Here is a 25370-nt window from a genome sequence, read left to right as displayed (position 1 = left end):
GAGGGTGACGGCGCATCAGGTCATGCGCAACGAGAGGGAAGGCTTTCGCTAAGCCGTGACCGGCGATTTCGGTAAGCCGTGACCGCCGGTTTCGGAACGGGCGGAAAATCGGTCACGTTGCTACCGAAATGAGCGGTCACGCGTTAGCGAAATGACCGGTCACGATCTACCGAAACGGCCGGTCACGATGCTCCGAAATCCGCATCCCACGCTTTCACGAGCGTGGGCGCCAAAGCCAGGCATAGAGAGATTCAACACGTAAAAACTGCGGGCCTGAAAAATGTCAAAAACAAATAGAAAGGCAGAGCGTGCACATCAGTACAAGCGATCCCAAACCACCCTGGCCGGGATCGCAAGCCTCATGGGTACCACGATCGAGTGGTACGACTATTTCATCTACGGAACAGCGGCAGCGCTGATCTTCAACAAAATCTTCTTTCCTGATTTCGACCCGGTAACCGGGACCCTCGCCGCATTCGCTACATATGCGGTCGGGTTCTTCGCAAGACCCTTCGGTGGCATCGTGTTTGGCCATTTCGGCGATCGCTTAGGGCGAAAGTCGATGCTGCTTATCACACTATTCCTGATGGGTGTCCCAACGATCGTGATCGGCCTGATCCCTTCCTATGACAGCATCGGCTACTGGGCTGCAGTACTGCTCGTCGTCATGCGATTGTTGCAAGGGATAGCCGTCGGTGGTGAGTGGGGTGGCGCGGTGTTGCTCGCGGTTGAGCATGCACCAGAAGGCAAAAAAGGCTTGTTCGGCAGCCTGCCTCAAACCGGTGTAGCGCCTGGGAGGGAAGTGAGGACTCCAGTCTGAGTGTCCAAGCAAATGGCATCAATTGACTTGTTACGTCATATTCTGCCATTGTCAGTCGGTATCGGACCTGGGCATCCTGCCCTCGCTTTTAGGAGCCGTTATGTCCCGTCCTCAAATAACTCTCGCCATCCTGGGTATGCCAGGGGTTCAGCTTCTCGACGCTTGCGGCCCGTTGGACGTTTTCGCGGAAGCCAACCGGCAAGCTGGGTATGAAGCCTATCGATTGCTTCTGCTCGCTTGTGAACTTGGACCTCTGGTGAGCTCTTCAGGTACCCGGCTGATTCCGGATGCCTGGATCGGAGAGGAGATCGATGCAATTGATACCTTGCTGATTGCCGGAACCCCTCAAGCAGCCGATCAGTACCTTCGATCAGGAATTCTGGATTGGCTCCGCCAGCGTGCTCCGTTGAGCAGGCGCTTCGGTTCGGTGTGCACTGGCGCATTTGCGCTAGCAGCTGCGGGGCTACTTGATGGCCGCCGGGTCACTACCCACTGGGCTGTGGCGCAGCCGCTCTCTGAGAGATACCCCCAAGTCACCGTGGAGGCGGATGCCATCCAGGTTCATGATGGAAACTTGAGGACAGCTGCAGGTGTAACGGCTGGGCTGGACCTTGCGCTTACGTTGGTACAGGAGGATTTGGGCGATGAGATTGCGAAGGACGTAGCAGGCCACCTGGTCATGTACTTCAAAAGAACCGGTGGGCAGATGCAGTTCAGTCGCCAAGGATCTACCTCACCCACAGGGCGCTCTGCTCTACAGGCGTTGCAGCGGTATGTCGCTGCCAATCCGGCTCTGGATCATGGGGTTGCGAATCTGGCAGAGCGTATGGGCGTAAGCCCTAGGCATTTCGCCCGGATCTTCCAAAATGATGTGGGCATGACGCCGGCAGCGTGGGTGGAACAGACGAGGGTGAATGCTGCTCGCGAACGGCTAGAGGCTGGAAATGATGCGCCTAAGCAAGTAGCTGCCATGTGTGGATTTGCTAATGCAGACACGTTGCGCCGAGCTTTCGTCCGTCACATGGGTGTTACCCCTGCGGAGTACCGCAAACGCTATGCGCGACCTTATTGAGAACAGGAGGCGGTTTATTAAGGTTCAAAGACAGGTGCTGCTAAAGGAATACTGCCGAGGCATTCTGCGCTGCGCTCGCAATTGCCTGGCTGGCAAACAAAGGCCAGCGGAGTACGGCAATCTGTGCTCAGGCATCATGGCGTGTTCTGCAGCAGCCATTCTTTCGGGCTTGTACCCACCTTCCGCCGAAAGGTGCGGGCCAACGCAGACGGGCTTTCATACCCCACTTCATCTGCAATGAGGGCAATCGGGCGGCCTTCGCGCAGGCGCTTCTGGGTCAGGCTGATGCGTCAGTTCGCCAGGTAATCTGCCGGCGTGATGCCCACTGTCTCGCGAAAGTGCGCAGCAAAGCTAGCCCGAGACATACCGGAGCGATCGGCCAGCTCCGCCACGGACCAGTTGCGCTGAGGTTCGTCGTGAATGCACACGAGCGCCCGGGAAAGCTGAGCATGGGCCAACCCCGCCATCATCCCTGAGGCGATGGTCCGTCTGGCCATAAGGTGCCGAAGCAGCTGAATCACCATCAGTTCGAACAGCCGATTGAGGATTACATCGCGGCCGCATTCATCGCCAAAGGCCTCTGCAAACAGCCAGTCGAGAGTGCCATCGAGGCCCTGCAATTCGCGCAACGGCATGATGATGAAATCCGGCAACGCCAAGGTCAGTGGGTTGTTAGCCCCCCCGTCAAAATGCAAGGTGGCGCATACCAGTTGCGCATCATCGGCTTCGCTCGCCAGCAACTGATGTGCCTGCGGGCGCAGCGCCAGGATCAGGCTTGCCTCAGACAGTTCGGTAGGCAGGCCGCGCTTGTCCCTGAAGGTCAGTCGCCCTGAACGCAGCAGATGTGCGTGGCCGAAACTGTGCTCCCCGTAAACGGGCGTGGTGCCACAGAATCCACCCTGGTGAAACGTGGACGCGTGCAAGTTGAAGTGCTTGAGCAATGTCGATAGTCGGTCCATGGCGCCTTCAGGTTTAGACGATCTGTTGCATAACTTCGACGATCTGAAGCCGAAAGGAAAGCTCATCTCCTTACGACTCATATCAAAGCCGATCGACAAACCGATCGAGCATCCCAAAGGAGAACTATCATGACCCGTATAACTGCGCTCTCGCTGGACCAAGCCCCTGCCGGCTCGCGAACTGCCCTGGAAGGTATTCAGAAAGGCCTGGGCTTCATTCCCAATGCATTCAGGACACTGGCGCACTCGCCGGCCGCACTCAATGGTTACCTGGGGCTCGCGCAGGCCCTGGGCAAGAGCTCACTTAGCGCCGCCGAGCGTGAAGTCGTTGCCCTCGCTACTTCGCAAATCAATGGTTGCGACTACTGCCTGGCAGCCCATAGCTTCTTTGCTACCAAGGCCGGCTTGAGTGATGAAGCCATCAGCCAGGCCCGCAACGGCACACTCAGCGCGGTCGCCACTCTGGCGCAACAGATCACCGAAAGCCGCGGCCAGTTGAGCGATGCACAGGTCGCGGCGGCACGCGAAGCTGGTCTCACCGATAGCAAGATTGTGGAAGTGATAGCACAGGTCACACTGTTGACCCTGACTAACTACCTGAACAACGTCGCCACGACCGATATCGACTTTCCGCCGTCGGCCCGCTAGGAGGGAAGCGCCATGAGCCAAGTGACTATCTACACTACCCGGCACTGCCCTTACTGTGTAAGTGCCAAGCGGTTGCTATCAAGCAAAGGCGTTGCTCCTTTAGAGATTGATGTAGAGCAGTCTCCCGAAGCTCTGGCGGAGATGATGCAGCGCTCCGGGCGTAGAACCGTCCCGCAGATCTTCGTGGGGGATAATCCTCTCCCCGAGATGGCAACCACAGAGTCGGAGCGATATGAGACAGGTCTTCAGAGAGCGCTTCGTGTCGATTTAGGTCAGCCACAATCAAATCAGGCTTGAGCGCTGCAATCTGCTCGATGCTTGGCTGCGAGCGCAGCCCGACCGACGTCCACTTTCCAATGACGTCGCGAACTTTGGGCAGCACCCGTTGCGCATCGCCGTCATCAGCGGCACCGACGGGAGTCACTCCTACCGCAGCCAAGCTATCCAAAAACGAAAATTCAAGGACCACCACGCGCTTTGGCGCATCCGCCAGTTTGACTGTGTGCTGACCATCATTCACTTCGATGGGGGCTGCATGGCTGATGCAGGAGAAAGCAATCAACGCGCAGGAAAAAAGAATCCTGAGTGGTGCGGGGGTTCGCATAGTGGTCCCTTTGGGACGTCACTCTGCCAGACATCGACAGGTGCGGAGCGGATGGGCGCACGCTGACGCAGATGGTCAGCGATGCGCGATTTAAAGCGGAAAGACAACGGCACAGAACAAGCGGTTCAGAGTGTCGGCTCAGGCCGACTCAACAGCAGCCTCAACAGGTAGCTCAACTGCCTCAAACAACTCAGCTGCAACTTTATGCCGGCGAGCTTGCTCCAGGTGCTTACGCATGTGATCAGCAGCCGCAAGGCGGTCACCTTTTTCAAGGCACGCAAGGATCGCGAGGTGCTCAACCGCCTGCTCTCGGCGAGGAGCGCGCTTGCTAGCCTGACGGTACTCCACCAATCGGCGAAGCTGGTCCAGACGACGAACCGTCTGGACGTGAAATCTGTTGCCAGAAAAACTGGCAAGCGTCTCGTGGAACTGAGCATTGGACTCGAACAGCTCCTGAGGCGTCATGGTCAGGTAGCCGCCATCTGCAATGAATTGTTGCTGCTTCTTGCAGCGAGCCAAGGCTTCCGTATCGACCATGAACGTGGGGGCAAGCAAGCCTGCCGGCTCTATGATCGCTCGGAAGGAATAGCTCTCTTCATAAGCTTCAACCGAATCAATCATCGGCAGGAACTGCCAGCCTTGGCCGGCACGCTGCTCGATCCAGCCCTCCTGCTGGATACGCATCAACACGCCACGCAGCATATAGCGTGAAATGTTGAATAAACGCATCAGGTCCGTTTCAGCGAACTGCTCGGGGATCTGTCCATTCAGGCGCATCACTGCGATCTGCTGATAGATCGGATCATCGATGGAAACCGACAAATCCTGGGCAATATCGGCCAGATCATCATAGGGCTTGGCCAGGAAAAAGCCGCGATTGCGGTCCTGACTCAGCATTCCTCGCTCAGCGAGGTAGTTCAGAGCAATCTTGATAGGAGTCCGTGACGTCTTCAAAGCCTTAGCCAGTCCTAGCTCCGAGACATGATGCCCCGCAGCCAGTTGCTCTTGTCGAACATAGGCAACGATATCGCGAGCTACGCGGGCTTGAAGAGGCGTTAGATTCATATCTTTTCCGAGTTGGGGCATGGGATTGTGGGGCTCTTCCATTGAGACGAGCCCCACAGCACCTACATTATGCCTTTTGCGGGCTCATTTCCAAATGGGGTTCGGTCTCAACTGTAGCCGGGACCATTGGCTTACGAGTCATAGTCAGTGCAATAACCGCACCAGCCACCAAGAGGATGCCTGCGATCATGAAGGCCCAGTTGTACGAGCCTGTGGCCTGAACGACGTAGCCAGTGACGATCGGAGCCGCCACACCAAAGAGGTTGCCGCCAACAACAATGAATGCGACCGCCCGACCAACGTCCCCGGCACTTGGCAGCAGGTCATTGAGCAGTGAGAAGTTCAGCGAAGTGGTCGAGGCAATACCTGCCAAGGTCAGCGACGAAATCAAGACCAGCGATGCAGTAGAGTCAGCGAATGGCACCAAAAGGATGCAGCTGGCAATCAGCATCGAGATCGCAATTACGTTGCGGCGCTTACCCGAGCTCACACCCCCGCCACGGGTCAGGTACCAGTCACTGAGTTTGCCCAGGCCGATGCAGAGCACAACAGCCGCAGCATATGGGATAGCCGTCACCAGACCACTTTTTTCCAGCGTCAGATGACGCTCTTGCTGGAGGTAGCTCGGCAACCAGGTCAGGAAGAGGTATTGGGTGTAAACGTTGCAGCCTTGAGTCAGAGCCAGCCCCCAGAGGGTCGGCGTCTTCAGCAGGCGCTTAAGACCATACGGAGCGACTGCAGCACCACCCGCTTTGCCACCACCGGAGCGCGAATCCAGGATAGTTTTGCGCTCTTGGTTGCTCAGCCACTTCACATCTTCAGGCTTGCCGTAGAACAGGTACCAAGCCAACAGCCAAACGAAACCGATGCCGCCGGCAATCACAAAGGACCAGCGCCACCCAACACTGGCGACCAGCATCGCAAGAACGATCGAGCAAATCGCTGGCCCAGCGTATGAGCCGCTGTTGAAAACAGCGGTGATGGTGCCGCGTTCCTGGCTCGGGATCCATTCACGAATCACTTTAGCCCCGACCGGGTTGCTGACCGATTCACCAGCCCCCATGACAAGTCGCGCAGCCAGCAGCGAAGCGAAGTTCATCGCTGCCCCGGTCAGCGCCGTAGCAGCCGACCACACGAGAATGCCAAAACCACCGATGCGCTTGGCCCCGTACCGGTCGATCAGCAGACCAACAGGAATCAGGAAGAGCGCGTAACTCCAGATAAATGAGGAAAAGAGGTATCCCATGCCGACTGCACTGAGATTGAATTCCTCGGCGATTGGTTTGGCAGCGATGGACAGGGCAATACGGTCCATGTAATTGATCATCGCCAGAGAGAACAGAAATACAGCAATCCAGGCTCTACGGTACGGCATGGTTACACCTTTATTTTTCTAGGCGCGGTTGCGCCGGCTACTAGCACCGGCAGCTGGCCGTCGACAGAGCCGACGGCCAGCCACCGACTCATGAAGCTGAGTGATAGAGCGGAAACGCTCCGAACATCACGCCACCTACCAACATGGCCATACTCACCAGCAGCGCCCACTTCAACGCAAAGCGCTGGTGGTCACCCAGGTCGACTTTTGCCAACGCCACCAGCAGGTAGAGCGAAGGCACCAATGGGCTGAGCAAGTGAACGGGCTGACCAACCACCGATGCCCGGGCGATCTCCAGATGCGAGATTCCGTAGGTAGCGGCGGTCTGTGCGATCACAGGCAAGATGCCGAAGTAGAAGGCATCGTTGGACATGAAGAAGGTGAACGGAATGCTGACCAAAGCAGTGAACACCGCCAGGTATGGACCAAACGCATCAGGAATGACTGCCAACAGCCCCTTCGCCATCGCATCAACCATGCCGGTACCCGAAAGGATGCCGGTGAAGATGCCTGCGGCGAAAATGACCGAAGTCACCGCGAGAACGTTGCCCGCGTGAGCGGAGATACGCTCTTTCTGCTGCTCCAGGTGTGGGTAGTTGATCATCACCGCAATGGCGAAGCAGACCATGAACAGCACCTGAATCGGCACGATACCCGCCATCAACACGCCAATCATCGTTGCAGTGAGCAGCAGGTTGGGCCAGAACATGTGCGGGCGGCGATTGCGATCGCATTCTTCGTGCGAACCGTTACCCAGCGCGATAGAGCCGTTGTGGAAATCATCCACGGCAATCACACCCAGGCGAGCACGCTCACGTCGACCCAGCAGAATTGCGATGAAGAGCAAGCAGGCGCAGCCCAGCAGCATCGACGGCACCATCGGCAGGAAGATGTCCATAGCGTCGACATGCAGCGCAGCCGCAGCGCGGGCAGTAGGGCCGCCCCACGGGGAGATGTTCATGATGCCGTTTGCGATGTTGACCACGCAGGTCAGGCCCAGAACGCTCATTCCAAGGCGCTGATAAAGCGGCAGGAATGCGGCGACCACGATCATGTAGGTAGTGGAACTGTCGCCATCCAGGGACACAAGCATGGTCAGGATCGTGGTTCCGACCAACACCTTCAGCGGGTCACCCTTCACGATCTTCAGGATGCAGCGCACCAATGAATCGAACAGTCCCGCGTCGATCATGATGCCGAAGTAAAGAATCGAGAAGGTCAGCATGACGCCAGTCGGCGCCAGAGTCTTGATGCCGTCGAGCATCATCGTGCCCAGGCCGGCATAGAAGCCACCAATCAGGGCAAACACGATCGGTACCACAATCAGGGCGACCAGGGCGGTCAGCCGCTTGGTCATGATCAGGTACATGAAACAGGTGACCATCGAAAAACCGAGCACGGTCAGCAGCATGGCTCTCTCCTTATTTTTTTAGTGCCGCGAAGCCAGGCTTTTAGCGGTACGAAGCGGAAGGAGCGGACTGATGCCGGACGGATTTACGGTAGGTCTGATTGCATTTCATCTTGGATTTCCTCGTTTTTGTCTTTGTGCGGGAAAGGCTGGCAGGCAGATAAATGGCCGGTCTTCAGGCTTCAAGGTGACCATTCGGCGCTCGACCGAAGTTTTTCTGCTGGAGATAAATTGACTCAAGTTTAGACAAAGTGCAATATCACCTCACAAAAAACACGCCTGTGAGGTCCCCGGCATGAGCAAGCACATTGGCCAAACCCTGGCCGTAAACGGTCGCGACTACCGCGTCTGCAACGTATCGGAAGCTGTAAAAGCGATAGGCGGCGACTTTGCCCGCCTGCCAATGAGCCTCCGGATCCTCGCTGAAAACGTCCTGCGTACCGAAGCAGAGCCGAACGAAGCGCTGAAGGTAATTTGCACTCGCTCTAAAAACAGCGACATCCCCTTCCGCCCCGCTCGCGTGGTTCTTCAGGACCTCCTCGGCACCCCCGCCCTGGTCGACCTGGCCGGCCTGCGTGACGCCGTAGCAAAAGCAGGCGGCGATCCACGCCAGGTAAACCCGGTCACCCCTACCCACCTCGTCGTCGACCATTCGCTGAACGTAGAGCGTTGGGGTGATGCCAGCGCACTGGCCGACAACGAAGCCATCGAACGCGAGCGCAATGCCGAACGCTTTGCATTCCTTGACTGGTGCAACAAGGCCTTCAACAACCTGTCGATCGTGCCTTCGGGTAACGGCATCCTTCACCAGATCAACCTGGAGCGCCTGACCACCGTCATCGGCACTCGTGAAGTTGAAGGTGATCTGTGGGCCTTCCCTGACACGCTAGTCGGTACTGACAGCCACACCACCATGATCAACGGCATTGGCGTGTTGGGCTGGGGTGTTGGTGGTATCGAGGCAGAAGCCGCAATGCTGGGCAAAGCCCTGATGATGCGGGTTCCAGAAATCGTCGGCGTCCGGCTGGAAGGCGTCCCGCCATCGGGCTACGTTGCTACCGACATCGCGCTTGCCTTGACCGAGAGCCTGCGCAAAGCCGGCGTAATCGGCAGCGTGTTGGAATTCCATGGCCCAGGCGTTGCCGCTCTGTCCTTGGCGGACCGTGGCACCCTGTCCAACATGGCTCCTGAGTTCGGCGCTACCGCAGCAATGTTCGCGATCGACGATCGCACCCTGCACTACCTGCGACTCAGCGGTCGCGGCGGTGAGATTGCCGATCTGACCGAGGCTTATGCCAAGCATCAAGGCCTGTGGCACGACAGCCTGGAATCGGTCGAGTACGACCGTGTCGTCACCCTCGACCTGAGCACCGTTGGTCGTGCGATTGCCGGTCCGAAACAACCTCACCAGCGCATCCTGCTGGGCAAAGGCGAAGCAGCAAAAGACATCCCTACCGGCCTGGATAACGGCTCGGTCGTGATTGCCGCCATCACCAGCTGCACCAACACTTCGAACCCTCGTGGCGTGATCGCTGCGGCCCTGGTCGCCCGCAACGCACTCAAGCGCGGCCTGCGTCGTGCTCCGTGGGTCAAGACTTCCTTCGCACCCGGCTCCAAGGTGGTCGCTGACTACCTGGACCGTGCAGGTCTGAACGTGGACCTCGACAACATGGGCTTTAACGTTGTTGGCTACGGCTGCACCACCTGCAACGGCATGTCCGGCCCTCTGCTCAGCAAAGAGATCGAGGACGAAATCCGCACTCGCAAGCTGGAGACCGTTGCCGCTACCTCCGGTAACCGCAACTTCGAAGGTCGCGTACACCCGCTGGCTCGTGAAGTGTTCATCATGTCTCCTCCCCTGATCGTGGCGTACGCGATCGCTGGCACCTACCGCATCGACCCGCAAGTGGATGCGCTCGGCACCGACGCCGAAGGCAAGCCGGTTTACCTCAGCGAGCTGTGGCCTTCGGATCAAGAGCTGAACGAGATCGAGAAGAAAGCACTGTCGGCCGACCTGTTCGACAAGGCCTACAGCTCGGTACCTCGCGAAGCGGGCGTCATCGCCTCTGACCTGCGCGCCGGCGTTACCGATCAGTACGCCTGGGACCAGAGCAGCACTTACATCCGCAAGCCGCCGTACTGGAGCGATGAGCTGACGGCTACCGACCCTCAACGCGACCTGAAAGACATGCGCGTTCTGGTGATGCTGTCGGACAACATTACTACCGACCACATCTCGCCGTCGGGCGCCATTCTGCCGGACAGCGACGCAGGTTCGTACCTCAAAGGCCACGGCATTGGTGTTGATGACTTCAACTCCTACGGCACTCGTCGCGGCAACCACGAAGCCGCGCAGCGCGCCACCTTCGCAAGCCCTCGCCTGAAGAACGAGCTGATGACTGACGGCCGCGAAGGCCCTTGGACCCTTCTGCTGCCGGAAAACCGCGTGAGCACCGTGTTCGAAGCCGCCCAAGCCTACGCCGATCGCAAGCAGCCTCTGATCGTAGTGGCAGGCAAGGAGTACGGCAGTGGTTCGTCGCGTGACTGGGCAGCCAAAGGCCCTCGCCTGCTGGGCGTACGCGTTGTCGTGGCCGAGAGCTTCGAGCGCATCCACCGCACCAACCTGGCTGGCCTGGGCATCCTCCCGCTGCAGTTCCCAGAAGGTGTAACTCGCAAGACGCTGGGCCTGACCGGTCACGAGAAGTTCTCGGTGGAAGGCATCAACGACACCTTCGCGCCTGGCGACAAGCTGCAACTCGTCATTGAGCGTGCAGATGGCACCACTGAAAACGTAACCGTAACCAGCCGCCTGGATACGCATGAAGACGTGCGCTACTTCCGCCGCGGCGGCCTGCTGCCGCAATTGCTGGTGGAGAGCATGGACAAGGCTGCTAAAGCGAAGCAACTGGAAGGAGCAGTGTAATGACTCAAGTTCGAATCCCTGCCGTATTCATGCGCGGTGGCACCAGTAAAGGCGTCTTTTTCCTTGAACAAGATGTTCCAGCTGCAGGCCCCGAGCGCGATGCACTGATGCTCCGCGTCATTGGCAGCCCGGATCCTTATGGCAAGCAGATCGACGGCATGGGTGCTGCCACCTCCAGCTCCAGCAAGGTCGTCATCATCGGTAAATCGGGTCGTACCGATTGCGATGTCGACTACTTGTTCGGTGCCCCGGCAATCGAAAACCCAGTGGTTGACTGGACCGGTAACTGCGGCAACCTGAGCGCAGCCGTTGGCCCATTCGCCATTCGCCAAGGGCTCGTCGATGCGCCTCGTGACGGCATCGCCACTATCCGCATCTGGCAAGCCAATATTCAGAAACGCATCATCGCCCATGTCCCGATGAAGGATGGCGAGGTCGTTGAAGAAGGTGATTTCGTGCTGGATGGCGTCGCCTTCCCTGCTGCCGAAATCGTCGTAGAGTTCCTTCAGCCTGGCGGTTCGGGCGGCAGCATTCTGCCAACCGGCAATGTCGTGGATGAACTGGATATCCCTGGCTTCCCAGGCTTGCCGGCAACGCTGCTCAACGCAGGCAACCCGACGATCTTCGTCGACGCCCAGCGCGTTGGCCTGACCGGGACCGAGACGCAAGACCAGGTCAACGGCAACGCCGAACTGCTGCAGTCGCTGGAAACCATCCGCGCACACTGCACCGTGGCCATGGGTCTGGCGGCTACCGCTGAGGAAGCAACGCGCCTTCGCCCTCACACGCCGAAGCTCTGCCTGGTAGCTTCGCCGCAAACCTACGGCGCTGCCGGTGGCAAGACAGTCGAAGCCGGCGAGATCGATGTGATCGCCCGCATCCTTTCCATGGGCAAATTGCACCACGCAATCACCGGCACTGGCGCTGTAGCCGTTGCCGTGGCGGCCGCTCTGGAAGGCACGCTGGTCAACCGTATCGTCGGCGATATCGGTGAACGCCAAGTCAACATGGGCCACACCGCCGGCACCGTTGCCGTAGGCGCGCAGACCACCCAAGTCGATGGTAACTGGATTGTGGACAAGGCCGTCATGAGCCGAAGCGCCCGTCGCCTGATGGAAGGCTGGGTGCTCGTACCTTCGAAGTACTGATTGCTCAGCTACCGCCGACCTTCGAAGGTCGGCGGTACTCATCACAACAAAAACAACGATGAGAATTTGCTATGTGCCCATCGCCGTTCTTACCCGCCATTACTCGACGTACGCTGCTCTCTTCTACTTCCATCGTCGCTGCGGCAACCATTCTGGGCCTCGGCGCGGGAGCGGCAGATGCCAAATCAGGACCTGAGAAGAACTCTATGCAGCCTGCCAACTCGAACAAAACCCAAATTGTCTACGTGGGCTCCAGAACCACTCGCGAGCGAAACGCCCGCGGTGCAGGCATCACGGTCTATCGACATGACCCGCAGACAGGTCGTTCCGAATTGGTTCAAACCGTCGGCGATCTGACCAATCCATCCTTCCTGTGCCTCGACCAAACCCAGAGCCTGCTGTTCTGCGTGCATGGCGACCAGTCCACTGTCAGCTCATTCCAAATTGAGCCAGCCAGCGGAACGCTCACCAAGGTCAGCTCGGTCAGTTGCGAAGGGAACAACCCCGTCCACCTTACCGTGGACAAGAGCAACAAATTCCTCGCTGTGGCCAACTATGCCACCGGCAGCATTGTCATTCTGCCGTTCGATAAGACGGGCCACCTGCAACCCGTCATCAGCAAATACGACCTTCCGGGCAACCCTGGCCCGCACAAGATCGAGCAGGCGAGCTCCCACCCCCACATGATCCCACGCGACCCATCAGGGCGCTTCCTGGTGGTACCGGACAAAGGGCTGGATAAGGTCTTCGTGTTCGACCTGAAGCAGGACGGGACCGCGCTGAAGCCTGAACTCGCCTATGAAATCAAAGCACGCGAAGGTGCCGGCCCTCGGCATGTGGTGTTCTCTCCGACCGGTTCTTTTGCCTACGTGGTGAACGAGCTGGATAGCACGATCACTAGCTACCGCTACAACCAGAAGGACGGCTCTCTGGTTCCATTCCAGATGGTTCCAGCACTGCCTCAGGACTTCGTTGGCGATAGCCGTGCAGCAGCATTGGTCATGGCACCGAATGGAGAACATTTGTTCTCCTCCAACCGCGGGCATGACAGCGTGACCATTTATTCGGTGGATCAGCCTACCGGCAAGATCAACCCGATCGGCAACGTACCTAGCCAAGGCAAGAAGCCACGCTTCATGACGGCATCTCCTAATGGGCGGTTCCTGTTCGTCGCTAACGAAGACAGCGACAACATCAAGACCTTCTCCATTAGCCCGAAAGGCGAACTGGCTTTGCTGGAGCATCAGATCGAGACCGGCAGCCCGGTCTGCATGATTTTCCGCATCGCCTGAACCTCTTTATTTCCTGATCCTGGCGTGCCGGGAGGCACGCCTACACCCCACGTTCCAATTGATGGAGCAGCAAATGCATAACAAAAACAAAATTGGTTGCAAGCTTCTTGCAGTAACCCCTTGCCTGGCCGCAGCTACGGCTTATGGGGATGGCTTTATCGACGACAGCAAGGTCACCTTGCAAACGACGAACTTCTACATCAACCGCGATTTCCGTGACGGCGCCGGCCAGTCAAAGCGCGAAGAATGGGCCCACGGTTTCATTCTCGATGCGAAGTCCGGGTACACACCTGGCCCAGTCGGTTTTGGCGTCGATGCTCTGGGCATGCTCGGCCTGAAGCTGGACTCAAGTCCCGATCGGACCGGCACCGGCCTGCTGCCGACTCATGATGATGGTCGCGCAGCTGACGAGTTCAGCCGCTTGGGCCTGACTGGCAAGATGCGCCTGTCCGAGACAGAGCTGAAATACGGCACTCTGATCCCCAAGCTGCCTACTGTTCAGGCCAACACTGGCCGCCTCCTCCCCCAGACCTTTGAGGGCGGCCTGCTCACCAGCAAAGAATTCGATTCGCTGTCCTTCATCGGTGCCCGCTTCGAGCGCCAAACCGATCGCGACTCGACAGACCGCGTACCGATCACACTAAACAACAAAAACCGTCGCTTCACAGGCAATGCCGAAGGTGACGCCTTTTGGCTGGGCGGTTTGGATTACCAGCTCACAAAAGAGATGCTGCTGACCTATCAGTACGCAGAGCTGGAACAGGTCTACCACCAGCATTTCGTGGGGGCGAACTATTCGATTCCAGTCGGCCCCGGGAAGATCAAGGCTGATCTTCGCTACATGGATAGCGACGATGACGGTCGAGCTTTGGGCGGACGTATCGACAGCAGAGCAATTTCCGGCATGTTCACCTACAGCCTGGGCGGACATGCGCTTGGCCTGGGACTGCAAAAGATGAACGGTTCTACCTCCATGCCGTATCTCGATGGAACCGATCCTTACCTGGTCAACTTCGTCCAGCTCAACGACTTCGCCGAGCCCGGTGAACGTTCTTGGCAGCTGCGCTACGACTACAACTTCGCGGCTCTCGGTGTTCCTGGCCTGACCTTCATGACCCGCTACCTGCGAGGCGATCAGGCCGACGCAGCGACCATCAGCGGTGATGGACATGAATGGGAGCGCAACACCGAACTGCAGTATGTGGTGCAATCCGGTGCCCTGAAGAACGTATCGGTCCGGTGGCGTAACGCCAGCTATCGATCGAGCTTTGCACGTGGCGCGGATGAAAACCGCCTGATCGTGTCCTACACATTCCCAATTTTCTGACCTTGGAGAAGGTATGAGCCCTATTGCCCAGCAGGTTCTCAAGGACCTGGCGCCCAACGGCATTCTGCATGCGGCGATCAACTTCGGTAACCCAGTGCTGGCTCAGCCAGGCGCTGACGGAGAACCGCATGGTGTTTCTGTTGCACTAGCCAAATCGCTGGCCGAAGAGCTGGGCGTAGGTCTCGAATTGCGCACATACGACGCAGCCGGAAAGGTATTCGCTGCACTTGAAGAAGACGCGTGGACGTTGGCCTTCCTGGCTATCGAGCCTGTCCGCGCCGCCCAGATCAGCTTCAGTGAACCCTACGTGCTGATCGAAGGCACCTATCTGGTCAAGGCCGAGTCGCCCTACTCCAAAATCGAGGATCTGGATCAACCTGGACTTCGGCTTGCGGTAGGCAACGGCGCTGCTTACGACCTGTACCTGTCACGCACGTTGCAGTATGCAGAGCTCCAACGAGCTGACACGTCTGCAGGTGCTGTAGACCTCTTCATTGACCAAGGCCTGGATGCTGCCGCCGGAGTCAGACAACCGCTGGAACAAGTCGCAGCCAAGAATCCGAATTATCGGGTGATGCAGGGAGCCTTCACCGCTATCCGCCAAGCAGTCGCAGTGCCACGCGGCCGTGATGCGGGAGCAGCCTATGTCCGGGATTTCGTCGAGCGACGACTTGCCGAGGGTTTCGTCCGAGGCGCGTTACTCGCCAGCGGACAAACAGACGTCAGCGCACCTCGCTGAGGTCGATAGCCTGCAGGTGCGTCTCGCCTGCTTCAAACCGTGATAACTGAGGTAATAAGCAAGATGGCTAAGGCCGCCGATGTCGTAGTGCAATGCCTGGAAAACGAAGGTGTCGAGTATGTGTTCGGCATTCCTGGTGAGGAAAACCTCGACCTGCTGGAATCCCTGCGCAAGTCGAAGATCAAGCTGGTACTGACCCGCCACGAGCAGTCCGCGGGCTTCATGGCCGCCACCTATGGCCGCCTGACCGGCAAGACCGGCGTCAGCCTGTCGACCCTCGGCCCGGGTGCGACCAACCTGGTGACCGCCAGTGCCTACGCGTATCTCGGCGGCATGCCGATGATGATGATCACCGGCCAGAAGCCGATCAAGAAGTCCAAGCAGGGCCGCTTCCAGATCATCGACGTGTGCGGCATGATGGACCCCATCACCAAGTACACCCACCAGTTCGCCTCGGCCGACAACATCCCGGCGCGCATGCGCGAAGCGTTCCGCCTGGCTGAAGAAGAAAAGCCGGGCGCCGTGCACCTGGAACTGCCGGAAGACATCGCCGCCGAGCAGACCGACGCCCTACCGATTCCGCCAAGCCTGCACCGTCGCCCGCTGGCTGAACACAAGGCCATCGAGGCCGCCGTCGCTAAACTGCAGGCGGCGCGCAATCCGATCCTGGTGATCGGCGCCGGCGCCAACCGCAAGATGACCGCCAAGGTTCTCAAGCAGCTGATCGACAAGACCGGCATCCCGTTCATCACCACCCAGATGGGCAAGGGCGTGGTCGACGAGCGCCACCCGCGCTTCCTCGGCAACGCTGCGCTGTCGTCCGGCGACTTCGTCCACCGTGCCGTCGAGGCGGCCGACCTGATCATCAACATCGGCCACGACGTGATCGAGAAGCCGCCGTTCTTCATGGTCCGTGGCGGCACCGAAGTCATCCACATCAGCTTCCGCTCCGCCGAAGTCGATGCCGTGTACTTCCCGCAGGTCGAAGTGATCGGCGACATCGCCAATGCCGTGTGGCAGATCAGCGAAGCCCTGAACGACACCGCGCACTGGGACTTCACCCGCCTGATGGCGATCCGTGAAGCGAACGAAGCGCAGATCGCCGAAGGCGCCGACGACAACCGCTTCCCGGTCTACCCGCAGCGCATGGTCGCCGACATCCGTCGCGTGCTGCCGTCCGAAGGCATCGTCGCCCTGGACAACGGCATCTACAAGATCTGGTTCGCCCGCAACTACAAGGCGCACAAACCGAACACCGTGCTGCTGGACAACGCCTTGGCGACCATGGGCGCCGGCCTGCCATCGGCGATGGCGGCGCACCTGGTGCACCCGGACCGCCCGGTGATCTCGGTGTGCGGCGACGGCGGCTTCATGATGAACAGCCAGGAGCTGGAAACTGCGGTACGTCTGGGCATGCACATCACCGTGGTGATTCTGCGTGACGACGGCTACGGCATGATTCGCTGGAAGCAAGCCAACATGGGCTTCACCGATTTCGGCCTGGACTACGGCAACCCGGATTTCGTCAAGTACGCCGAAGCCTACGGCGCCAACGGTCACCGTGTGGAAAGCGCCGAAGGCCTGCTGCCGCTACTTGAGCACTGCATCAAGACCCCAGGCGTGCACGTGATCGACTGCCCGGTCGACTACAGCGAGAACGACCGCATCCTCAATAGCGACCTGCGCGAGCGAGCTCTCGCCATCTGAGGCATCGCCGCCAGACTGCCTGGCGGCAACACCCATCCGAGTGGGCCTGTCTCTTTTCAAATGTAGAGAAGATCACCCTCATTCTCCCGCCAAGCGTCCAGGTGTCTTTCCAGAGTACGCAAGGACTCCTCGTGCTCTGGGAACCTGGCCGGATCGATCGCATCGCAGCGGGCCTGGGCTTCGCCAAGGCCAATGAAATCTTCAACCGCCTCTCGACTGAACATTTTATGTACCTTGGAGACTCGATCCCTTACCGAATGGCTTTTGCCTGTGCTCATCATGGCAGAGACGATCTTTGCAAAGTCCTCGTCTCCCTTGATGGCTTCTGCCATCCAACGTCGAGGCTCTTCAATGCTCTTCGCGTAATCCCTCCAGCGATACAACAGCGACACAAGGTCGTCCTCGGCGATCAGCGCGACGTCGGTTACAGCGTGGGCTCTGATGATTTGCACCCAGAGCGACTTCATCGCCTCCACGGTTTCTTCATCTAGCGCGGGATCAAATTTATCCCTCTTACCAGGCTTGTTATCTGCTGGATCGCTTAAGTGGATAAACATTGCTGCCACTGATAAAGCTTTGGTCGCGCGGAGCGCTTCCAAAACCAGCCCGCCACGTTCCGCGGGAGGAATTGCTTTGAGATACCAAGATGTTGCTCTCCACGCAGATACGTATGGAGAGCTGAAAGGGTCGCCTCGGAACCGTACCAGCTTCTGACCAATACTAAACATTGCTGGGAGCAGCACCGCGGCATTGCCTGCGGGTAGACGGTCAACGGACTCATCAAGCCTGCTTACCAAAGAAGGGAGCAGCCCCTCCGACTCAATATCCGCGACGGCCGCGGCTAACTCTTGCTTTGATGCCGTCGCTTCTAAAAACTCGACGAACTGACGCTCTGACACCTCTCCAAGTGCCGTCTGCAGCTCGAAGTACCTTGGAAAGTAACGAGACGAACAAACCCGCTTTGCCACTAGCCATTGACTTCGGAACCCACCATCGTAGTGGGTACCGCCTAATGCCCATTCAAGCGGCGGAAATAGCTCCTTGAGCGTGTCACGAGCCACTAACCGGCGCTCCTCCGGAACCTTATTAAGCAGTTGCTCAACACTCTCCTTTACCACCTCTTGGCGGCGCTCGTTCACAGCATTGCGCTCTTGCAAAACCAGAGCCCGCTCCTGGAACAACGCCTCGTGTAGATCTGGCTCGAAGACGCGCAGTGTCTCCAGGACAAGGAAGTCCACGATATTCACTTCGAAAACGCTGCCCGAAACGTGCAGTGGCATATGCACTGCGATAGATGAAAGCAGACGCTGCGCATCTCGAATGTTGCGCAGCCTGGGCTGGATGCAGCCGACCATGGCGTTGCCCCATCGAACTTCATCAAATCCATTTGCCTCGTTCGCGAACCCGCCGGCTAGCTGGCCAACCTGCTCACCGAAGATCCGATATACCATGTACGCTGGTACGGCGGGCAAGTCGAAGCTCGCCTGGACGATTTTTTCAAGGAAAGCACGCCCATTGTCGTGTGCCACCGGATCAAGTGCTCGCTCTACGATACTGGGCTGGAACAACAGCACGAAGACGATGTTCGGTAGGTTAGCGTTGGCCTTGACCTGCCTTACCAGCAGTCGTATCTGATCTGGCTCCAACCGGTCGATATCATCGACGAAAACAATCAGCGGTCGGGTAAGCTTGCCAAGACGTGTCTCCAGCGCTTCGCGGACCTTGTCCAGGGGTTCATTGCTCTTATCTCGTCCCCACAATGACAACACACGGCCAATCACAGAAGTGACAATCGAAAGGCCGGCCAGTGCCGCAGCAACCATGGCAACGGTTGGAAGATCGAATCCGATAGCTGATGCAGCAACAATTACGGAAGCGTTTGTCAGAACAGACGAGATCTGCGCATTGGATTCACCCGCTTTTTTCAGCGGAGCACTCGCTCCTTCCAGGATGGCTCCATAGCGTCGCAGGGCTTCCGCCCGGGCAATTGCAGCTTTCGAATTATCGCCACCCAATTCATCGGCGATCTGGCCAAAGAGGGCTCTGGAAATAGCGTTGCCATCGCCCCATTGCCAAGGATTGAAATCAAGCCAGTCCGCAGCCTTTTCCTGGGATTCAAGCCTCTCGATCACGAGGTATTTCAGGGAAGACTTGCCAAACCCCCACCCACCGCGGATGGCGAAAACACGACCCTCACGCGGACTGAGTTCGGATAGGACATCGGCTATGTGGCTTGCAAAGTCGGCTCGCCTAAGGATCCTCTGAAAAACACTTCCAGATTTGGCAAAATGCCTGACCTCCACCGCCGAGCACTGTGATGAAGCAAATGACCTTCGCCGATGCCGAGTACGCCGGCAAGCGCAAGCAGACCCGCAAGGAATTGTTCCTGATCGAGATGGATCAGGTGGTGCCCTGGAAAGGCCTGATCGCCTTGATCGAACCGCACTACCCGAGAGGTGAAGGCGGTCGTCCAGCCTATCCGTTGATGGCGATGTTGCGCGTGCACCTGTTGCAAAACTGGTTCGGCTACAGCGATCCGGCGATGGAGGAAGCGCTGTATGAGACGACTATCTTGCGTCAGTTCGCAGGCCTGAGCCTTGAGCGAATCCCGGACGAGACCACCATTCTCAACTTTCGGCGTTTGCTGGAAAAGCATGAGTTGGCAGGCGGGATTCTCGGTGTCATCAATGAGTATCTGGGTGACCGTGGCCTGTCGCTGCGTCAGGGCACCATCGTCGATGCAACCCTGATTCACGCGCCCAGCTCGACCAAGAACAAGGACGGCAAGCGCGATCCCGAAATGCACCAGACGAAGAAAGGCAACCAGTATTACTTCGGTGCCAAAGCGCATATCGGTGTCGATGATGAATCGGGCCTGGTGCATAGCGTGGTGGTCACGGCGGCCAACGTAGCGGATGTCACACAGGTCGACAAACTGCTGCACGGCGAGGAGAACGTGGTCTGTGCTGATGCGGGCTATACCGGTGTCGAAAAGCGTGAGGAGCATGCGGGGCGCGAAGTCATCTGGCAGGTTGCGGCCCGGCGTAGCACGTATAGAAAGCACGGAAAGCGCAGCGCTTTGTACAAAGCGTTACGCAAGATCGAGAAGGCCAAAGCGCAGGTACGCGCCAGGGTCGAGCACCCGTTTCGAGTGATCAAGCGCCAGTTTGGTTATACGAAGGTGCGTTTCCGGGGTCTGGTGAAGAACACCGCACAGATGGTCACGCTGTTTGCCCTGTCGAACCTGTGGATGGCGCGCCGACATTTGTTGGCGAATGCAGCAGAGGTGCGCGTGTAATGCAGGAAATGGCTGCCGCCAAGCAGCTTGTCGAGGTCAAAAGGCTGGAAAAGCGAAGAGAAATGATCAAGTTTCGGCGCGCGTCGTTTTTTTGAAGCACTGACAGCTCGATAGCCGGAAAGTATCCGGCTATTTCAGACCATCCCTAAAAATCAGAATAAACATCTGATTGCCAGATGCTGCAGCTCTCTCTGATGCAGCACAACACAGCGTGCCTCTTCAAATACTCAAACGCATGGACAAGTCTACTGCTTTCAGGTTTTTAGTGAGTGCACCGATCGATATATAGTCAACCCCGGTTTCCGCGATCGCTACCAGTGTAGTTTCGTTGACCCCGCCGCTGGCCTCAAGCTGGGCCTGTCCGCTGTTGATTCGAACGCCTTCACGCATGTCATCCAGGCTCAGTTCATCGAACATGACTACATCCGCTCCCCCCTTCAGCGCTTCTTGCAGTTCGACTAAGTTTTCTACTTCGACCTCTACTGGTCTACCGGGCGCAATGCGGCGGGCAGCGTTGATAGCCTCGAGAATACCACCGCAAGCTGCAATATGGTTCTCCTTGATGAGAAAAGCGTCATAAAGACCAATGCGATGATTATGGCATCCCCCACAAGTGACGGCATATTTTTGTGCAAGACGAAGACCTGGAATGGTCTTTCGCGTATCAAGTAATTTCACCTGAGTATGCGCCACTTTATCAGCCATCCACTGGCACTCGGTCGCGACGCCAGAAAGCAGTTGCAAGAAATTTAACGCGGTTCGCTCTCCCGTCAATAGCGAGCGTGCTGATCCCTCTAAATGCAATAGGATTTCATTTGCCTCCGCACGATCGCCATCCGCAACATTCCAGTTCAGAATGGCATGCGGATCCAACTGTCGGAAGACTGCATCTACCCACGATGTACCACTGATCGTGCAGGCCTCTCTCGTGATGATTTTTGCTCTGGCCAGTTTATCTCGCGGGACAAGTTGTGCGGAGATATCACCACTTCCGACATCCTCCACAAGTGCTCTACGTACATTTTCATCAATCTCTGAGACCAGGCCGGCCAATTCTATATTTTGCATTTCGACACTTCCCCATTACTCACTTTTTTCAACTCTGCTCTCCGCACCCAAGTGTATGATTCAGACGATGGCGGCCGCTGAACAGCATCTGGAGAGGACTTTCAATCAAAAATTGTAAAAATAGCCAATCATGATTCGATTCTCATTCGCATCATCTGCATAGGTAGATCGATTAATTGAATTTCTCCAGCGGAGAGAGATATTTTTAAACATCCCACTCTGAACTACATAGGTGAGGTCTGAGACTCGCTCCCACTCCTTACCCTCGGCCCCACTCGCCCTGAGCGCCTTTGATTTCACTGTATTAATGTTGCTCGGATCGACGTTTTCCCCCTTTGCATAACGAAGATTCCATGTCAACCCTGGCACGCCGAGGCCCGTAAAGTCATATGAATATGCTGCATACCAGACATCTTCATTTGCCAGAGCGAAGTTGCTCACCAGCATTTCGCCAAACAGATAGGTGTCCGAGCCAGACACATACGGGTATGCGGTCGCGCCGGAGGCCGCCTGGTAACCTATACTGAAGGTATGGCCTATGAGCGAATAACCAGCATTGCTACTGACCGTTCGGTTATCCACTTTGCCTAGCAGCTTCTTGCCACTTTCTTGTCCATCAAAGTACCTGACTTCAGCGAATACACGGCCTTTGGACAAGGGCCTATTGAATTTGAGACCCACATAGTCCCGGCGGAATAAATTTTCCAGATCACTGTACTGATACGCCACATTCAGGGAGGGAATTAGCTGATAATCGAATCCGGCATAAGTGTAGTGATCACTTGTGACTGCAGAGGAGTAACCACCCGATTGAGAGCTTGCAGACAGTTCTTCAGAGTCGGTTGAGTCGCGCTGTTTGACGCTGTCGACCTGGCCAAGAATCGCAGTCAACGATTTGATATCCTTTGACGTCAGTTGCACACCATTAAAGACCTGCGGTAACAACCGTGTATTATTTGAGGCCAGCAAGGGAAGAACGGGATTCAAACCGCCAATTCGCAACTCACTCTGAGCGATTCTGGCCTTCGCCGTCAGCTCAAGCTTCGAGTAATTATCATAGGCACGCCCATCGCTGTCGCGAGATAACAGCCCTGTGCCCGAACGGTCGGGACTAGAATCAAGTTTTACCCCCAACAGGCCAAGCGCGTCCAAGCCAAAACCGACAGTTCCTTCGGTAAAGCCTGATTGTAGATTAAGGATGAAGCCCTGCGTCCATTCTTCTCGCTTGGATACAGCAGCCGTAGAATCGTTAAAATCGCGATTAAAGTAAAAGTTTTTCAGCTCAAGACTGCCTTTACTGTCTTTCAATAGATCCGCCGCCGCAAAGGGAGAGCAGAAGGACGACACGACAAGCAGAGTCTGCGCCCAGCACATATGATTTTTCTTATCCATTGCCTACCTTTCCTTATTTTTATTGTACGACAGGCATTCACCCAGCCTATTGCTCCAAACAGTCAGCTCGTCCCTTCAAATATCGCGCACACGCAAGTAAAACACTTAAAACGGACAAATTGATTACCATCCAACCCATACTGACAGAAGATGTCTGGATCAAACTGACCCGTCACCACCTCGCGGTGCCTAACACAAGGCTTATGGCCGCCAGCTATTTGCACAATAGGGACAGCCACAGATTTGATTACTATCGCCAGTTTGTCAAACACCCTCGGAGTTAATTCTTCGAGGGTGAATATTGGCTAATACCACCGTTAAATCTTGAAGCTCTCCAGCGATGCCGGATGGAACAGCTCCTCAGGCTGAAGCAAGCGTGACGACAGTCCTTCGGCGTGGTGGCGTTCCAGGAAACGCGAGAGGACATGGCGGTTAGCTGCGAAACCATAGGACCAGAAATCTTCACCGAGCAACTGGCGCGCCGCTCTCAACTGATCCTCGATAAACGGCAACGTTACCTTGGTGGCGGAAGTATCGCTTAGTTTCTGCAACGCTACAGCCTTAGACTTCTCGAATGCTTTGGCAACAGCCCCGGGCAACCAGGGATGCTGTTCGGCCAATGTGCGTCGAATCCCCAGCACGTGCATGATCGGGAACAGCTGAGTACGGCGATACCAGTCCGAGGCGGCGCCCTGAGGATCATTATAGAGATAGCTGACCTTAGGATGGCCTTGGGTAAAACACGAAGGCGCGCGCGGGCCAATTACCGCATCCAGTTCACCAGAGGCGAGCATGCCGGAAAGCGTTTCGGTTTCCGGAGCATTTTCGACGATGACGTCCGCCGGTAACTTCAGAACAATTTTTCCAGGCGCCCGGTTTCTTCATAACCACCACGAATCCAGGTTACATCCGATGCTTTCAGACCGTGGTCTTCTTCCAGGAACAGCCGAACCCAAACGTTCGCCGTCAACTGGTACTCCGGTACACCGATGCGTTTACCCTTGAGGTCCGCTGCGGACTTGATGCCCCGATCATTGCGAATGTAGATGGAAGTGTGGCGAAACGCCCGGGACGGGAAGACAGGAACAGCAATGTAGGGGCTGGTACCAGCCGCGGTTTTAACGCTGTAGCTGCTCAACGACAACTCGCAGATGTCGTAGTCAGCATGGCGAAATGCGCGAAAGAAGATCTCTTCAGGATCTTGCAGCATAAAGATCGGGTCGACCCCATCGATCTGTACATCGCCGTCCACCAATGGCCGGATGCGATCGTAATTACCCACAGCGATGGACAGGTTCAACTTGTTCATGATTGGTTCTCGCAAGATTGATTGACTTCAACATTCACACCCAGTGTGACGTCGCGTTGTTCCTCACTGGATCGCAGCATGGCGAGGCAGATCTCCAAGGTGTCACGCGCCCACTTGCCATTATGTAGCGGAGTGATTCCGTAAAAATGCGCCAGATACAGCTCGTCGATGACTTCCGATCGCGGCACCGTTGGCCGCTCAAGCATCAATCGGTCACGGCTATGCGGCCGGTAAATCATGACGGCATCAGCCATGGGCTTGAGGTCACCACCTTCGCAGGACACGATAATCGGACCGAAATGTTGGAAGGCCGTCGCCGTATCGGCGGTAGCGGGGGCGATGTAGCGCTTGCCGCCGTAGGTGCCCTCAGCTTTGAGCCGCGCCTCCTCGTCTGCCGACTGCACCTGCTGCAACAAACGACGGGCGCCGCCGTAAGCATCAGGGCTTTTGGCCTGGCCCATTTCACCAACCCAGTCCATCCACTCGTCGGAGTCGAAGTGTCCGTAGCCGTTGTAAGTGATGGAAGCGAATGCACCATTCTCGAACCATAGAGTGGCCGTGTAGGCACCTTCCGTTGGCCGCGCAGGGTCCCAGTTACCCACCGCCGCACGGACACGAGTAGCGCAACTGCCAGCCAGCAAGCGGACCACGTCTACTTGATGTGCGGCCTGGCTGAATACCGCTCCACCGCCTTCAGCGGTCGAGAGCTCTTCCGGGCGGCGAGGACGCAGCAGGTAGTCGGTATAGTTCAGCGCGTGAATCATCTTGACGGCGCCGAATTCGCCACTACCGATCAGCTCCCGGGTACGCAGGTACGGGGCATCGAAACTGTGACAATGCCCAACAATCAGTTTCACGCCAGCTTCGGCGCAATCAGCGATCATTTGATCGCACTCGTCGAGCGACAGCGCCATGGGCTTCTCGACCAGTACATGCTTGCGGTAAGCCGCAGCTATACGGGTGTGTTCGGCGTGAAACTGATGTGGGCTGGCAATGTATAAAGCGTCGACATTGCTGTCAGCAGCCAAGGCTTCGATGGTCTCGAATGCAGGCGCATCGAAATCCTGTTCAAACTGACTGCGCGCTTGTTCACGAGGATCACATGCGCCCACCAACTGTACGCGGCGATCGGCGAGGAACGTGGGTAGCATCAGGGTGAATGCCCGACCTAGACCGACTATCCCCAAGCGCAGCCTGGGCGCAAATTCCGCCTGCC

The 25370-nt window shown here is 57.2% G+C and carries 19 protein-coding genes and 3 pseudogenes; 11 read left to right on the top strand and 11 right to left on the bottom strand.

The window, feature by feature from the left end; genetic code table 11:
- Positions 1-361 precede the first annotated feature (361 nt).
- Both LE197_RS06220 and LE197_RS06215 read left to right on the top strand, forming a co-directional pair.
- Positions 362-820, top strand: a complete 459-nt coding sequence (locus LE197_RS06220; RefSeq protein ID WP_413247424.1) for an MFS transporter — start codon at positions 362-364, stop codon at positions 818-820.
- Between the two features lie 100 nt (positions 821-920).
- Positions 921-1892, top strand: coding sequence for a GlxA family transcriptional regulator (locus LE197_RS06215; protein ID WP_226033918.1), 972 nt, complete (start codon positions 921-923; stop codon positions 1890-1892).
- 134 nt (positions 1893-2026) lie between these two features.
- Here LE197_RS06215 and LE197_RS06210 read toward each other — a convergent pair.
- Positions 2027-2851: pseudogene (locus tag LE197_RS06210) on the bottom strand (cupin domain-containing protein).
- Positions 2852-2980: 129 nt separating this feature from the next.
- On the opposite strand from LE197_RS06210, the gene LE197_RS06205 reads away from it, so the two are divergent.
- Complete coding sequence (locus tag LE197_RS06205; RefSeq protein WP_226033917.1) at positions 2981-3499, top strand: carboxymuconolactone decarboxylase family protein; 519 nt, start codon at positions 2981-2983, stop codon at positions 3497-3499.
- A 12-nt stretch (positions 3500-3511) separates the two neighbouring features.
- Positions 3512-3688: pseudogene (locus LE197_RS37255) on the top strand (glutaredoxin domain-containing protein); the annotation flags it as partial.
- 1 nt (position 3689) lies between these two features.
- Here the strand turns inward: LE197_RS37255 and LE197_RS06195 are convergent.
- The 4 genes and pseudogenes from LE197_RS06195 to LE197_RS06180 form a co-directional block, all read right to left on the bottom strand.
- Positions 3690-4103 (bottom strand): annotated as a pseudogene (locus tag LE197_RS06195) (ABC transporter substrate-binding protein); the annotation flags it as partial.
- 138 nt (positions 4104-4241) lie between these two features.
- Entirely contained in the window at positions 4242-5189 is a 948-nt protein-coding gene (locus LE197_RS06190; RefSeq protein ID WP_226033916.1) for a GntR family transcriptional regulator, read from the bottom strand.
- 46 nt (positions 5190-5235) lie between these two features.
- Positions 5236-6543 (bottom strand): MFS transporter, encoded by a 1308-nt coding sequence (locus LE197_RS06185; RefSeq protein ID WP_025755010.1) that lies wholly within the window; start codon positions 6541-6543, stop codon positions 5236-5238.
- 88 nt (positions 6544-6631) lie between these two features.
- Complete coding sequence (locus LE197_RS06180) at positions 6632-7951, bottom strand: CitMHS family transporter (RefSeq protein ID WP_027615666.1); 1320 nt, start codon at positions 7949-7951, stop codon at positions 6632-6634.
- 295 nt (positions 7952-8246) lie between these two features.
- Between LE197_RS06180 and acnA the strand changes: the two genes are divergently transcribed.
- From acnA to LE197_RS06150, 6 genes are all read left to right on the top strand, one after another.
- A complete protein-coding gene (gene acnA, locus LE197_RS06175) occupies positions 8247-10874 on the top strand; it encodes an aconitate hydratase AcnA (RefSeq protein ID WP_226033915.1) in 2628 nt (875 codons plus the stop codon).
- Complete coding sequence (gene prpF / locus LE197_RS06170; protein WP_226033914.1) at positions 10874-12022, top strand: 2-methylaconitate cis-trans isomerase PrpF; 1149 nt, start codon at positions 10874-10876, stop codon at positions 12020-12022. The genes acnA and prpF overlap by 1 nt, the downstream gene beginning before the upstream one ends.
- A gap of 71 nt (positions 12023-12093) precedes the next feature.
- Entirely contained in the window at positions 12094-13314 is a 1221-nt protein-coding gene (locus LE197_RS06165) for a lactonase family protein (RefSeq protein WP_226033913.1), read from the top strand.
- A gap of 58 nt (positions 13315-13372) precedes the next feature.
- Positions 13373-14641, top strand: coding sequence for an OprD family porin (locus LE197_RS06160; RefSeq protein ID WP_413247423.1), 1269 nt, complete (start codon positions 13373-13375; stop codon positions 14639-14641).
- A 13-nt stretch (positions 14642-14654) separates the two neighbouring features.
- The gene (locus tag LE197_RS06155; RefSeq protein WP_226033911.1) at positions 14655-15380 is read left to right on the top strand and encodes a transporter substrate-binding domain-containing protein; all 726 of its coding nucleotides are present in this window, start codon (positions 14655-14657) and stop codon (positions 15378-15380) included.
- A 63-nt stretch (positions 15381-15443) separates the two neighbouring features.
- A complete protein-coding gene (locus tag LE197_RS06150; RefSeq protein WP_226033910.1) occupies positions 15444-17087 on the top strand; it encodes an acetolactate synthase large subunit in 1644 nt (547 codons plus the stop codon).
- A 56-nt stretch (positions 17088-17143) separates the two neighbouring features.
- Here the strand turns inward: LE197_RS06150 and LE197_RS06145 are convergent, their stop codons facing one another.
- Positions 17144-19390: a P-loop NTPase fold protein gene (locus LE197_RS06145; protein ID WP_226033909.1), complete on the bottom strand. Its 2247-nt coding sequence runs from the start codon at positions 19388-19390 to the stop codon at positions 17144-17146.
- Between the two features lie 14 nt (positions 19391-19404).
- On the opposite strand from LE197_RS06145, the gene LE197_RS06140 reads away from it, so the two are divergent.
- Positions 19405-20385, top strand: coding sequence for an IS5 family transposase (locus tag LE197_RS06140; RefSeq protein WP_226033908.1), 981 nt, complete (start codon positions 19405-19407; stop codon positions 20383-20385).
- A 219-nt stretch (positions 20386-20604) separates the two neighbouring features.
- Here LE197_RS06140 and nadC read toward each other — a convergent pair whose 3' ends face one another.
- From nadC to LE197_RS06115, 5 genes are all read right to left on the bottom strand, one after another.
- Complete coding sequence (gene nadC, locus LE197_RS06135) at positions 20605-21453, bottom strand: carboxylating nicotinate-nucleotide diphosphorylase (RefSeq protein ID WP_096426347.1); 849 nt, start codon at positions 21451-21453, stop codon at positions 20605-20607.
- 105 nt (positions 21454-21558) lie between these two features.
- Complete coding sequence (locus LE197_RS06130) at positions 21559-22845, bottom strand: OprD family porin (protein WP_226033907.1); 1287 nt, start codon at positions 22843-22845, stop codon at positions 21559-21561.
- A 317-nt stretch (positions 22846-23162) separates the two neighbouring features.
- Positions 23163-23639: a hypothetical protein gene (locus LE197_RS06125; RefSeq protein ID WP_226033906.1), complete on the bottom strand. Its 477-nt coding sequence runs from the start codon at positions 23637-23639 to the stop codon at positions 23163-23165.
- A 56-nt stretch (positions 23640-23695) separates the two neighbouring features.
- Positions 23696-24154 carry an ABC transporter substrate-binding protein gene (locus LE197_RS06120; RefSeq protein ID WP_226033905.1) on the bottom strand — a complete coding sequence of 153 codons (459 nt, stop codon included), beginning with the start codon at positions 24152-24154 and terminating at the stop codon, positions 23696-23698.
- Entirely contained in the window at positions 24151-25305 is a 1155-nt protein-coding gene (locus tag LE197_RS06115) for a Gfo/Idh/MocA family protein (protein ID WP_264086464.1), read from the bottom strand. Before LE197_RS06115 ends, LE197_RS06120 begins: the two co-directional genes overlap by 4 nt.
- Between the last annotated feature and the right edge of the window lie 65 nt (positions 25306-25370).

Source organism: Pseudomonas sp. PS1(2021), from assembly GCF_020405165.1.
Lineage (GTDB): Bacteria > Pseudomonadota > Gammaproteobacteria > Pseudomonadales > Pseudomonadaceae > Pseudomonas > Pseudomonas aeruginosa.
This window is presented reverse-complemented; position numbering and strand designations above follow the sequence as displayed.

Excerpts from the sequence above, each read along its gene's own strand:
- LE197_RS06120 (WP_226033905.1), bottom strand. The coding sequence starts at position 24,154 with ATGAACAAGTTGAACCTGTCCATCGCTGTGGGTAATTACGATCGCATC.
- LE197_RS06140 (WP_226033908.1), top strand. The coding sequence starts at position 19,405 with ATGAAGCAAATGACCTTCGCCGATGCCGAGTACGCCGGCAAGCGCAAG.
- LE197_RS06115 (WP_264086464.1), bottom strand. The coding sequence starts at position 25,305 with ATGCTACCCACGTTCCTCGCCGATCGCCGCGTACAGTTGGTGGGCGCA.
- nadC (WP_096426347.1), bottom strand. The coding sequence starts at position 21,453 with ATGCAAAATATAGAATTGGCCGGCCTGGTCTCAGAGATTGATGAAAAT.
- LE197_RS06125 (WP_226033906.1), bottom strand. The coding sequence starts at position 23,639 with ATGCTCGCCTCTGGTGAACTGGATGCGGTAATTGGCCCGCGCGCGCCT.
- prpF (WP_226033914.1), top strand. The coding sequence starts at position 10,874 with ATGACTCAAGTTCGAATCCCTGCCGTATTCATGCGCGGTGGCACCAGT.
- LE197_RS06185 (WP_025755010.1), bottom strand. The coding sequence starts at position 6,543 with ATGCCGTACCGTAGAGCCTGGATTGCTGTATTTCTGTTCTCTCTGGCG.
- LE197_RS06130 (WP_226033907.1), bottom strand. The coding sequence starts at position 22,845 with ATGGATAAGAAAAATCATATGTGCTGGGCGCAGACTCTGCTTGTCGTG.
- LE197_RS06150 (WP_226033910.1), top strand. The coding sequence starts at position 15,444 with ATGGCTAAGGCCGCCGATGTCGTAGTGCAATGCCTGGAAAACGAAGGT.
- LE197_RS06155 (WP_226033911.1), top strand. The coding sequence starts at position 14,655 with ATGAGCCCTATTGCCCAGCAGGTTCTCAAGGACCTGGCGCCCAACGGC.
- LE197_RS06215 (WP_226033918.1), top strand. The coding sequence starts at position 921 with ATGTCCCGTCCTCAAATAACTCTCGCCATCCTGGGTATGCCAGGGGTT.
- LE197_RS06220 (WP_413247424.1), top strand. The coding sequence starts at position 362 with ATGGGTACCACGATCGAGTGGTACGACTATTTCATCTACGGAACAGCG.
- acnA (WP_226033915.1), top strand. The coding sequence starts at position 8,247 with ATGAGCAAGCACATTGGCCAAACCCTGGCCGTAAACGGTCGCGACTAC.
- LE197_RS06190 (WP_226033916.1), bottom strand. The coding sequence starts at position 5,189 with ATGCCCCAACTCGGAAAAGATATGAATCTAACGCCTCTTCAAGCCCGC.
- LE197_RS06205 (WP_226033917.1), top strand. The coding sequence starts at position 2,981 with ATGACCCGTATAACTGCGCTCTCGCTGGACCAAGCCCCTGCCGGCTCG.
- LE197_RS06165 (WP_226033913.1), top strand. The coding sequence starts at position 12,094 with ATGTGCCCATCGCCGTTCTTACCCGCCATTACTCGACGTACGCTGCTC.